The 12,378-nt window shown below is 34.0% G+C and carries 9 protein-coding genes; 6 read left to right on the forward strand and 3 right to left on the reverse strand.

Annotated features, from left to right (window positions below):
- The first annotated feature begins 293 nt into the window (after positions 1–293).
- From CKV71_RS09255 to CKV71_RS09270, 4 genes are all read left to right on the forward strand, one after another.
- Positions 294–1,577 carry an LCP family protein gene (locus CKV71_RS09255; RefSeq protein WP_095106093.1) on the forward strand — a complete coding sequence of 428 codons (1,284 nt, stop codon included), beginning with the start codon at positions 294–296 and terminating at the stop codon, positions 1,575–1,577.
- Between the two features lie 21 nt (positions 1,578–1,598).
- The gene (locus CKV71_RS09260) at positions 1,599–2,069 is read left to right on the forward strand and encodes a DUF2538 family protein (RefSeq protein WP_095106098.1); all 471 of its coding nucleotides are present in this window, start codon (positions 1,599–1,601) and stop codon (positions 2,067–2,069) included.
- A gap of 102 nt (positions 2,070–2,171) precedes the next feature.
- Complete coding sequence (locus CKV71_RS09265; protein WP_095106103.1) at positions 2,172–2,594, forward strand: GNAT family N-acetyltransferase; 423 nt, start codon at positions 2,172–2,174, stop codon at positions 2,592–2,594.
- Positions 2,595–3,054: 460 nt separating this feature from the next.
- Positions 3,055–7,398, forward strand: coding sequence for a glucosaminidase domain-containing protein (locus CKV71_RS09270; RefSeq protein ID WP_095106107.1), 4,344 nt, complete (start codon positions 3,055–3,057; stop codon positions 7,396–7,398).
- Between the two features lie 105 nt (positions 7,399–7,503).
- Here the strand turns inward: CKV71_RS09270 and CKV71_RS09275 are convergent, their stop codons facing one another.
- Positions 7,504–7,923, reverse strand: coding sequence for a MarR family transcriptional regulator (locus tag CKV71_RS09275; protein WP_095106112.1), 420 nt, complete (start codon positions 7,921–7,923; stop codon positions 7,504–7,506).
- A 154-nt stretch (positions 7,924–8,077) separates the two neighbouring features.
- On the opposite strand from CKV71_RS09275, the gene CKV71_RS09280 reads away from it, so the two are divergent.
- Both CKV71_RS09280 and CKV71_RS09285 read left to right on the forward strand, forming a co-directional pair.
- A complete protein-coding gene (locus tag CKV71_RS09280; RefSeq protein ID WP_095106114.1) occupies positions 8,078–9,082 on the forward strand; it encodes an acyltransferase family protein in 1,005 nt (334 codons plus the stop codon).
- A 184-nt stretch (positions 9,083–9,266) separates the two neighbouring features.
- Complete coding sequence (locus tag CKV71_RS09285; RefSeq protein ID WP_095106116.1) at positions 9,267–10,430, forward strand: aminotransferase class I/II-fold pyridoxal phosphate-dependent enzyme; 1,164 nt, start codon at positions 9,267–9,269, stop codon at positions 10,428–10,430.
- A gap of 149 nt (positions 10,431–10,579) precedes the next feature.
- On the opposite strand, the gene CKV71_RS09290 is transcribed toward CKV71_RS09285, so the two are convergent.
- A complete protein-coding gene (locus CKV71_RS09290) occupies positions 10,580–11,020 on the reverse strand; it encodes a MarR family winged helix-turn-helix transcriptional regulator (protein ID WP_095106118.1) in 441 nt (146 codons plus the stop codon).
- A 316-nt stretch (positions 11,021–11,336) separates the two neighbouring features.
- The gene (locus CKV71_RS09295; protein WP_095106120.1) at positions 11,337–12,092 is read right to left on the reverse strand and encodes a CPBP family intramembrane glutamic endopeptidase; all 756 of its coding nucleotides are present in this window, start codon (positions 12,090–12,092) and stop codon (positions 11,337–11,339) included.
- Positions 12,093–12,378 lie beyond the last annotated feature (286 nt).

Genomic DNA, 12,378 nt, shown 5'->3' on the forward strand with positions numbered 1-12,378 from the left:
AATCATTATTGAATCATAGAATGATCTGTTAGAAATCTATTACTTCATCTACATATAAAACTATTCTGTCGTATTAATATCACTCAAATGTAAAACTAATGTAAATATTAAAATTAAAATCGCGATTCTCTTTAGTATTATAAGAGTTTATGAAATAATAAGGTGTATTATAAGTTTGTAATTTGACCATCATCGTATTAGAATATATGGTTATAATGTACAAATTTCAAAGCAGTTACTAAGTGAATTCTATTGTAGTTGCTGCACATTCTAATAAACCAGGAGTAAAAATAATGAATAAAGTCTTCAAATATTTTTTGATTCTACTCTCGCTTGTCCTGGTCATTATTCCTATTGTATTTGCGGTGATTCTCTTAAGAACATCACAACATGCAATCGATACTTCTTTTAGCGGGGAAAATACTGACAGAACGTCCAATTTAAGAAATGGCAAAGTTAATCCGGCTAAAGATCCTGTTTCTATCTTATTTCTAGGAATCGATGATAATAAAGGAAGACGAGAAAATGGTCAATCAACTGAACATTCTAGAACTGACGCAATGATTCTATCCACTCTTAATCCAGATAAAAACCAAGTAAGAATGTTAAGTATTCCACGTGACACTATCAGCTATATTCCTAAAGTCGGATATTATGATAAAATTACACACGCCCATGCATACGGCGGTCCAGTAGCTGCAATGGATGCAGTGGAAGGTACACTGAACGTGCCAGTAGATTATTATGTCCGCATAGATATGGATGCTTTTGTGCAAGCTGTAGACGAGTTAGGCGGTATCTACTACGATGTACCATATGACTTAAACGAGCCTAACACTAATGATGATGGACGTACTAAAGTTAAAAAAGGCTACCATAAATTGAACGGTGACCAAGCTTTAGCAGTAGCTAGAACAAGATATCATGATTCTGATTTAAAACGTGGCCAAAGACAAATGGATTTGATTAAAATACTCTTCAAAAAGGCCCAAAAACTTGATTCTGTTAATAAATTAAACAATTTAGTAGAAATTGTAGGCAAGAATTCAAAACACGACCTATCTAATAAAGATATTCAAAGTTTAATAAGTACATATCTGCCAGCAGATCTTAAAATTAAGACAGATCAATTAGATGGCGATAATGATATGTTGAATGGTATTTATTATTACAATCCAGATATTAAGAGTATCAAAAAATTCTCTAATTTATTGCGTGGAGACTTAGGTTTGCCTAAAATTAAAGATACTGATGAATTCTTAAACCAACGCGTTATTGATCAATATGGCGAACTAGTACCATTAACCGAAATAGATGAAAGTCTGTTACGTAAAAATCAACATGATACTTCTAAAGGCAAAAATGACAAAGACGTCGATCAAGGTGAAAATCAAGATCAAAATGATGAACAGCAAAATCAAGAAGATCCTAATCAGCAGCAGGATTCTTATAACCAACAAGATCCTAATGGCTATAATCAAGACCAACAACAAGTACCGGATCAAACTCAACAAGGTAATCCACAAACCGATATGAATAATGCACAGCAAACGCCTTCTAATCAAGGGTATTATTAATTATAGAAGGGAGAGAATGAGATGCCACGAAAAACATATGAAAAACTTAATAATATTAACGGGATGTTCGGTGTATTAGAACAACAGATTATACACAGCAAGGATATGGCCCATTTTCGCAATGAATTTTTCTACGTTAATCATCAGCACCGTGAGAACTATGAAGCCCTCTTACTTTACTATAAAGATAGTGTAGAAAATCCATTTATCGATGGCGCATGTTATATTGTTGCACTACCTGAAATCTTCGATCGCGTAGATATTTTCCAATCAGAACTCCCATTTTCTTGGGTCTATGATGAAAATGGTGTAACTGAGACAATGCAAAAAATCAGTGTTCCTATTCAATATCTTATTGCAGCAGCTTTGGAAGTCACAGACGTTAATATTTTCAAACCATCTGGGTTTACAATGGGAATGAACAATTGGAATATCGCTCAAATGCGTATATTCTGGCAATATACTGCAATCGTAAGAAAATACGCTCAATAAATACTTCGCTATAAATGTATCGAATCTAGTGCATTTATAGCGATTTTTCTATATTCTTAAAGAAACTTTGAAGTACCTTTCAAATTATAAAGGATGATAATAATGTTTAAGATTGCACAAAGTAAAAAAGAATTAAATGACTGCTTCGAACTTAGAAAAAAAGTATTTGTAGATGAACAACATGTACCGCAAGAAAATGAATTTGATCAATTTGAAGATGAGTCCACTCATATCATTGGGTATGATGATAATGGTTCCCCTATTGCCGCTGCACGCTATCGTCCCTACCATGACATGGCTAAAATTGAACGTGTAGTTGTAGCTAAGCCTTTCCGAAAACATGGCATCGGGCGCCAGTTAATGCAATTTATTGAGCAGCAAGCTAAAAATAATGGGTTTAAGAAAGCCATATTAAACGGTCAAATCCAAGCACAACCTTTTTATGAATCTTTAGGCTATCAACCTCACGGAGCTATTTTTTTAGAAGAAGAAATTGAACATATTGAAATGCAAAAAGAAATTTGAATAATTAACGTTTAGACTGAGGCATGTTATTTTATGCCCAGTCTTTTTTTAAGTGAATTAATAGTATCGGTTGCAAAAATATAATCTCAATTTCTTATAATTCATTTAGCGATATTAAGGTTTGGTTACAAATCGATTAAAAAGGCTAACCTACGACTTAAGAAGTATTATACTGTATGAAAATGATATATTACAAAGTGATAACAAGAAGTTATATCCATTCAGTTAACTATAATTAAATGGTTAAGTTCTCTTAATTTGGATATATATCTTGGAGAGTCTGTTTACATACTGTTCACCTTCACTTCTATTCACGTTATATATTTTCTGACGTTACACCACGCCTATACTAGGTATTTGAATTTGCAAACTTATTCGAGCACAGAAAATACAACTCGAAACGTTTGTCTACAGACTGTAATATATTCAAATAATATGTAGTTAAAAAAGGAGTAGTTTCATGTCTAAAAAGTTTCATTACAAAGCACCCGCTATCATTGCACTCACTATTGCAGGAACTGCAATCACTACGCATCAAGCTTTTGCTGAAAGTTCTACTGGAACTGATACAAACTCAAAAGGCAATCGTACTGCTGATCAGACACAACAACCGACTAATCTAACAAATAATATTCAAGGTCAAACAGAGAATAATGACAACAAGGTTGCAGGTACACAAGCATATAAAGATCCTGCGCAAGTTCAACCTCTAACCAGCCCGCAAAATTTAAGTTATGATTCAAAACTTGAGGAATTATCTTCAAATACAGAAAACAGTAATGATACTGCTGAAACACAGAATCCAACTGGTTCTCAAACGAATGAAGCGAATTTAAATGAAAGTAACACTGTTTCTACCCCTACTCAAGAAGGACAACAAGAAACAGAACAAAATTCACCACAAGCTCAAGCACAAGTTCAAGACACTTCTTCAACAAATTCTGAAGTACAAGAAAATCCAGGTGAAAAAGTTGCTAAAACTGCACAACAACCAACTGCTGTTCAACAAAATCAACCGAAAGCAGAAAGTATTAATGTGCAAAACCAAACAAATCAAAATGCTGATACAACAAAAACACAATCACAACCGAATCAAAATGTAGTGACATCTCAACCTGAAGCAGCCAAACAAGATGAGCAACAAACTCAATCTGCAGCAGTTAAACAAGATAATCAACTTAACAACGAAAACGAAGTTGTTCAAAATAAAAAAACTGATAATACAGTAGAAGCAGAAAATAAAGTGACACCTAAGTTTGCTGTACGTTCTTTTGCAGCTCAACCTGCTGCTCAAAAACAAGCAGTGCAGCCTGCTACTCAAACAGCGAAAACAACTGCTAACAATCCAAAACCAGCTGCCGCTCAAGTGACAAAAACGACTGCAGCTCAACCCGCTGCTCAAACAGCGAAATCTACAACTAACAATGTCAAACCGGCTATTGCTCAAGCTGCGAAAACAACAGCTAGCAATCCAAAACCAGCTGCAACTCAAGCGAAAAAACCAGCAACAGCTACTGCTCAAAAACTAGCAGTTCAACCTGCTGCTCAAACAGCGAAGGCTGCAACTAGCAATGTAAAGCCGGCTACTGCTCAAACAGCAAAAACAACGGCTAGCAATCCAAAACCAGCTGCAACTCAAGCGAAAAAACCAGCAACAGCTACTGCTCAAAAACTAGCAGTTCAACCTGCTAAAGCAACAACTGCAACTGCAGCACGTTCGGTTGCCCCTGCAACTTATGCTGCAACGCAAGCAACTTCATCTTTACCGAAGTATAAACCGACTGTAAATTCGTCTATTAATGATTATATTCGTAAAAATAATTTTAAAGCACCAACTTATGAGCAAGATTTTTCACCATATCTTCCAAAATATAATTATCGCTATGGCAAACCTGAAGGTATCGTTATTCATGATACAGCTAATGAAACTTCAAATATTAATGGCGAAATTAATTATATGAAAAATAATTGGCAAAATGCCTTTGTACATGGTTTCATTGACGGAAACCGTATTGTAGAAACTGCAGATACTGATTATCTTGCATGGGGCGCTGGACCTGCCGGCAACCAACGTTTTATTCATATTGAACTTGTTCATGAACATTCTTATGACGGTTTTGCACGTCAAATGAACAATTATGCTGATTATGCAGCAACAAACTTGCAATATTATGGCTTGAAACCTGATAGCGCTGAATATGATGGTCAAGGAACAGTTTGGACACATGACGCTATATCAAGATACCTAGGCGGCACTGATCATTCTGACCCGCATGGTTACTTACTAGCGCATAATTATAGTTACGATCAATTATACGATTTAATTAATGAAAAATATTTAATTAAAGAGAATAAAGTAGCACCTTGGGGCACTTCTGCCAATACCCCTGCTCATCCAAATACAAATACATCTAAAAAACCAACTGCACCTAATAATTCAACAACACCGACGAATTCACAATTAAAAGTAATTCCTGTTGATTCAATTGGTCGTGTTGCTGCAAATAATCACGGTGTTTATACAACTGTATACGATAAAGCTGGTGTGCAAAATTCTGCGATTAATGACAGAACTTACCGCTTAACTAAAAAAGCATTATTAGGCGATAAATCATTCTATTTAATTACAGATTATAACCAAAACAAAAATGTTGGGTGGGTACAAACTGGCGATATTAACTATCGTGTAGGAAAGCCTGTAACAACAAATACAACAACATACTCAGTTCAACCAGGCACTAAACTGTATCACACTCCTTGGGGCTCTGAGCGCCAATCTATCGGTTCAGTAACAGGATCTGGCGCACAGCAATTTAAAGCTCAGAAGCAAACAGAAGTCGGTACTTCAACTTACGTCTACGGTGCTGTAAATGGTAAAAATGCTTGGGTGGACAGTGCGAAACTTACAAAATATACTGCACCGAAAACTGCAGTAAAAACTGTAAATCAGCCAAAAACTGGAGTCAAAGCAGCGAATACAACGACACCTTCAACAACTAAGAAAACAACTGTTGCAAAACCAGTTACCAAAACTGCTACACCAACTAAAACTGTAACAAAAACAGCTGTGAAATCTGCTACACCAGCAAAAACAACAACTGTAACGAAAAAGGCAACTCAACCTGTTGCTAAAGCCACTGCTAAACCGGCAGCTAAAACGACTGTTAATACTAAAACAGCTGCTAAACCAGTTGCTAAAACAACAGCAACTAAAGCGGTAGCTAAACCCATCACTAAAGTGATCAATTCAGTGAAAAAAGCAGTTCAACCTACTGCTAAGGCTGCTACTACAACAAAACCAGCAGTTCAGGCAACAACTAAAGTTTCAACGAAACCAGCAACTAAAGCAGCTTCTAAGCTTAATCAAACTGTAGTGGTAAATAAATTAGGCCAATTTGTATCTAATCAATATGGATTACGCGCTTCTGTTTATGATGCTAAGGGTGCAAATGCAGCTAAATATTTAGGCTATACGTACGATATTTTAAGAGAACGCAACCAAGATGGAACGTTATATTATTTATTACAAAACAATGGATTGGCAACGCCACTTGGTTGGGTTAACGCTAAAGATGTTAAAGTTGTAAATCAAAGTAATGCTACACCAGTTTCAACAAAGTATAATGTTAAATCAGGTAACAACGGTCTTTATACAATGCCTTGGGGTACTCAAAAACAACAAATCGATTCATTAAAACAAGCTAAAGGTGCCTTTCAAGCTTCTAAGCGTAAAGTAGTTAACGGAGTAACTTACGTTTATGGAACAATTAACGGCAAAACAGGTTGGATTAGTGAAAAAGACTTAGTACAATCCCAAGCAACAACACAGAAAGCTGCAACTCAAACTAAAGCTCAACCTGCAACAGCTTACAAACATGATTATATTATCGCTAATGCAAATGGAACTTCTTACAGCACACCAAACGGTAAAGTTCTAGGTTCACTAAAAGACCAATACGGTAACATCATTTCAGTTTATGAAAAACAACTTGTAAATGGTATTACTTGGTACCATGGTGTATTAGCAAACGGAAAAACAATTTGGATTAAAGCAGCAGATGTGCGTGATACATTTACAAGAATATCTACATCGCCATATACGTTAAACCAAGCAGCAAATACACAATCAAATTCACCTTGGCCTCCTCAAATCCAACGCACACCTGGTATTTGGGCAAATGCTACTAAGGATGAAGTGAAAACTGCTATGGATCCAAAAACGATTACTGAAGATGCAACTCAAAAATATCAATTCTTGCGCTTAGATAAAGCTCAAAAGCTTTCAACAAATAGTGTTAACCAACTCTTAAAAGGTAAAGGTATTTTAGAAGGACAAGGCGCTGCATTTGCACAAGCTGCGCAAAAATATGATATTAATGAAATATATTTAATCTCTCATGCCCTTTTAGAAACTGGTAATGGTACTTCAATGCTTGCTAATGGTGGCGTTGTAAATAGTGCTGGAAAGATTGTGACTAACAGCAGTACTAAATACTATAATATGTTTGGTATTGGAGCGATTGATACAGACGCTGTACGCGGCGGCTTTAAAACAGCTCAAAATTATGGTTGGGACTCTGTAAGCAAAGCGATTATCGGTGGTGCTCAATTCATTAAAGATGCGTATATCAATCAAGGACAAAATACATTATATCGCATGCGTTGGAACCCAAGTTCACCAGGTAACCATCAATATGCTACTGATATTAACTGGGCAAGTCACAATGCAACACGTATGAAACAAATGTATGATTCTATTGGTGAATCAGGTAAATATTTCGATATTGATAATTATAAAGGCTAATAAGCTTTATAAAGTGGAGCTAGGACATAATTGAATGTCTTAGCTCTCTTTTTCATAAAAAAATAGTCAAGCTTTGCAATCTTATTGAACAAAGCTTGACTTCCATTAAATAACGAAACTCTTTTTATTTAATTTTACTAGTAAATCATGCAGTTGCTTGACATCTGTTTCAGAGAGCCTTTCACATCGTGCTTCTATTAATTCTTGACGCGCTTCATTAATCTGGTTAATTAAAATACGAGATTTATCTGTAACTTCTAATTCCTTGCAACGTAAATCTTGATGCGATTGATGGCTGATTACATAGCCTAATTGCACTAATTTTTTTATCCAGCGCGAAACAATCGACTGTTCTTTTCCTACTTTCATCGTTAAATCATATTGTGATAACCGATGATATTCATTAAGCATTCTTAATAAATCTATTTGTTCTATAGTTAAATTAGCACGTTGTCCAAATCGTTTATTTACTATTATTAAATCGTTATGCGTAACAGTTATTTGTTGTTCGAGTTGTTTATACATAGCTGTCTACCCCACTTACTGTATTGATTATATTATAAAATTTATTAACAAAATATACAACACTAAATGTCAAGAAGTTGTTTACCTTGCATTTATGTATATATCTGTAATACGTTAGGGTTATCCTAATTATCCAAAGGAGATACATATCGTTATGCACAAGACACTAGAACATCGTGATTATTTCTTTGATAATGCACGTGCGTTTCTCATTTATCTTGTAGTTCTTGGACATTTAATTAATCCCTATGTAGAAGGACATAAATTTATGGGATCGCTTTATTTGTTGATTTATAGCTTTCATATGCCTTCATTTCTTTTTATTTCAGGCTATTTTTCAAAAAATGCCGGTAAACCTGGCCACTTAGAAAAAGTAGCTAAAAAGCTGTTGGTGCCCTATATTTGTTTCTTCTGCTTCTTTTCAGTTTATTATTATCTGACGGGAAAAAGCAGCGACTTGCAGTTAGACCCATTTAATCCTGTATTTGCATTATGGTTTCTATTAACACTCTTTATGTTCCATGTGATTTTAGTTATTGTTAAAAATTATAAACCTTATTATGTGATGCCGATTGCTATTTTAGTCGCAATGTTCGCTGGATTTTCTTCAAACATAGATGGTTACATGAGTTATTCTAGAACCATAGTGTTCTTCCCTATTTTTTATCTGGGTTATCTCATGAATAAGCACCAGACTATGATTTTACGGAACAAACGCTGGTTGCCTATTTCAATTACAATTTTAATCGCGTTTTATGTCATCTATACTTTACATCCAATTAATCCTGATTGGTTGCTGGGAAGCTCGCCTTATAGCTCTTTAGATGGTAAAAGCTTATTCAGTCCACTAAAAAGACTATTACTGTACTTTATAATTTGTATAACGATGTTTTCATTTATGAATTTAATGTCATCTAAAAAACATTTCTATACTTATATAGGTCAACGTACGATGTATGTATATCTTTTACATGGTATTGCTATTGGTATTATTCGCGGATTTGATTTATATCCATTCAAAGATCCGATTTCAATCTTAACTTATATCTATCTATTCGCAACGTCTGCTATTATTGTTTATATTTTATCTTCAAACTTTATAGCCAAGTGGACCAATCCAGTTATTAATTTAAAATCTCCTTCTAAATTCAAACCTTAATTGGGTATGCAGGCTGAGACATCAACCATTGTCTCGGTCTGTTTTTATATAGAAGAAAAATAAATAGAGATTCTCTTTTTCTTAAGGATTGCTTATTTTCAGATATCTATTCGATTTCTGCCTATTAAATATGATAAGATGAAATTTATATACATATCGAAGTTAATAATAGAGGTGTAATACAGTGGAACTATCTTTAAACAACAATTCTAAATTTTTACGAGCGCCAAGTATACGTCAATTCTCAAGTCGCATTAAAAATATCCCTGATTGTGTCAATCTCACTATTGGACAGCCTGATTTTCCAATGCCAGAGGTTGTAAAAGACGCATATATTAAAGCGATTCAAGATGATCAAACAAGTTATTCGCATAATAAAGGATTAATGGAAACGAGAACAGCTGTCCGCAATTATTTTAACCAACGTTACCAAGTTGATTATAATGAAGAAGAAATTATTATCACTAACGGGGCGAGTGAAGCCATAGATACTGCTTTAAGAAGCATTTTAGAACCTGGTGATGAAATTATCCTTCCAAGCCCTATCTATGCAGGTTATATACCATTGATTGAAACACTAGGAGGCCAGCCGGTCTATGTAGATACCACACAAACCGGTTTTAAAATAACACCTGAAGCGATTAGAGCTAATATTACTCCTAAAACTAAAGCAATTATGCTTAATTATCCGACAAATCCTACTGGAGTGATATTGACACATGATGAAGCGGCGGCGCTTGCGGAAGAATTAAAACAACATCAAATTTTTATCTTGAGTGATGAAATTTATGCTGAAAATACTTTCAAAGGCCAACATACTTCTTTAGCCGAATTCAAAGAAATACGCAATCAATTACTTCTAATCAGCGGATTAAGTAAATCTCATTCTGCAACGGGTATTCGCATAGGTTTTTTAATAGGTCCTGAATATTTAATTGAAAAATTAACCTTTATGCACGCTTATAATACTATTTGTGCAAATGTCCCTGCTCAAATTGCTTGTATTACGGCATTGACCGATGGCATTGATGCACCTAAAAAAATGAATGAAGCTTATAAGGAACGCCTTGCTTATTTAAAATCACGATTGTTAGATATGGGATTTGCCCTAGATGCCGAACCTGAAGGTGCATTTTATATTTTCCCTAGCTTAGCCCCATTTGATATCGAGGATGATTATCAATTTTGTATAGATGCTTTAGAGAAAGCACATATTGCGATGGTTCCAGGCTCTTCATTTACAGACTCAGGCAAAGGTCATGTACGTATTTCCTATGCTTACGATTTAGAAACAATTAAAGAAGGAATGGATCGTTTAGAAAATTATTTGCATAATAATATAGACTAATAAAAAAGTGAGATAGTATCTTTTTATAAGTACTGTCTCACTTTTTTGGTTTCAAAAGGACCATACTATCGTTGAATGTTTTATTATACTCTGAGTTGTTCATATTACCCCTTCTTTTAGCTATTAAATTTTAGTAATCCAGATTAATATTAATGTTCAGCTAAATTTTTATCTACAAAACGTTGCATCATATTGTAATAATTTTCTTTTTCATCATTTTCTAAATTCAACTGATCAACTACGTGCGTAGAAATATCTGCAAACTCATCTTTGAGGGCTAAACCCTCTTTTGTCAAACTCAATACTACTTTACGTTCATCTTCAGGTAATCTTTTTCTTTTAATCAAATTTTTCTTTTCTAATCTTTTAACAATCGGGCTAATTGTCCCTGAATCTAAAAATAATTTGTCACATAACGTTTTCACATATATCTCTTCATCTTCTTTTATGTAAGATAGAACAATATAATTAGGAAAGCTGATGTTATACTGCTTTAAATATTTATTAAAACGGTTAACAATTTCTTTAGTTGTAATATAGAAAAGAAAGCATAAATCTTGATCAAACTTCTGGTTCTGCTTATTAGCCAATATATTCCACCTCCTTTTAAATATATTCAATTTTTCAATGAATGTCAATAGAATACTTTTGTTTTAAAAGTAATTTCAATAGTGCTTTTTATAATTTGTTTAAATTAAGCTATTTTTTCGTTTATTTAATAAATTGCATTAACAGATAGTTAAGTTCTACCTTATTATAAGAAAAATATAAAAGTACACTTCTTTAACAATATAATAACTAGTATCATATGAAATAAGCTTTAACTTTTACAAAGTTTAAAAAAGCAGCAAATCTCAAACGATTCGCTGCCCAACTCTTATTTTTTTATTAATATACTGACAATTTCTATGCCACTTTTACTTTTTTATTAATATAAAGTGCATAGCATACAGAAACAATGATGATAAATAATGGTATTAAGTACGAAGTATTATTAGTATTCGCATTAAAAATAGATAATACATTAATTAGAATATGCGTAACAATACAAGGCACCAAAGATTTACTTTTATAAAAAATAATCACAAATAAATATCCTAAGGCAACAGCATAAAAAATCTGTAACAAGGTAGGAATCAAATCGCTGCCATTTAACAAATTAATAATGTGCCCAATTCCGAAAGTTACAGCACTGACCATAATCGCCATTTTCAAATTATCTTTTGCCATCATTTTAAATAAAAATCCTCTGAAAATTAGTTCTTCAATAAAACCGACATTAATCATGGTTAAGATAAAAAATAAGGTTTCTCCAACAGTAAAGTTGATTTTCAGACCGCCCCACAAATTTACAGTAGCTATTAGTATCAATGGAATAAAATATAAATACTTTTTCGGTGCATGCACTTTTACAAGGCCATAATAACGAACTCTACCTAATTTAATAATGAGCCAAATTAAAAAGATAGAAATCAAGGTGTTGATTAACGTGCTACGATAGTCTGCCAAGCCGAAGTTTTGTATACAATATGAATTAATTACTACATAAGCAACAATCAATAAAATACAAGATAGGGTTTCATGTTTAATAAACATTTTTTTCATCTCAGCGTCACCTGCGCCTTCAAGTTTATATTTATTATCACTTATATTATACCTCATTATTCCAATTTATTATTTTCAACTTATGTCATAATTCGCAATTAATTCAAAAAACTATTTATGCTAGACTTTTGTCTCAAACTGTATAAGCGACCAAACCGTGCCTAAACACTTTCGCCCTAATCTGTATAGGCAGCCGTCCCGCGCCTAGACACTTTCGCCTCAAACTGTATAGGCAGCCGTCCCGCGCCTAGACACTTTCGCCCTAATCTGTATAGGCAACCGATCCTCGCCTAGACACTTTCGTCCTAATCTGTATAGGCGACCAAGCCGCGCCTAGACACTT

Source organism: Staphylococcus piscifermentans (assembly GCF_900186985.1).
Taxonomy (GTDB): Bacteria; Bacillota; Bacilli; order Staphylococcales; family Staphylococcaceae; genus Staphylococcus; species Staphylococcus piscifermentans.

Excerpts from the sequence above, each read along its gene's own strand:
- CKV71_RS09255 (WP_095106093.1), top strand. The coding sequence starts at position 294 with ATGAATAAAGTCTTCAAATATTTTTTGATTCTACTCTCGCTTGTCCTG.
- CKV71_RS09260 (WP_095106098.1), top strand. The coding sequence starts at position 1,599 with ATGCCACGAAAAACATATGAAAAACTTAATAATATTAACGGGATGTTC.
- CKV71_RS09265 (WP_095106103.1), top strand. The coding sequence starts at position 2,172 with ATGTTTAAGATTGCACAAAGTAAAAAAGAATTAAATGACTGCTTCGAA.
- CKV71_RS09270 (WP_095106107.1), top strand. The coding sequence starts at position 3,055 with ATGTCTAAAAAGTTTCATTACAAAGCACCCGCTATCATTGCACTCACT.
- CKV71_RS09275 (WP_095106112.1), bottom strand. The coding sequence starts at position 7,923 with ATGTATAAACAACTCGAACAACAAATAACTGTTACGCATAACGATTTA.
- CKV71_RS09280 (WP_095106114.1), top strand. The coding sequence starts at position 8,078 with ATGCACAAGACACTAGAACATCGTGATTATTTCTTTGATAATGCACGT.
- CKV71_RS09295 (WP_095106120.1), bottom strand. The coding sequence starts at position 12,092 with ATGAGGTATAATATAAGTGATAATAAATATAAACTTGAAGGCGCAGGT.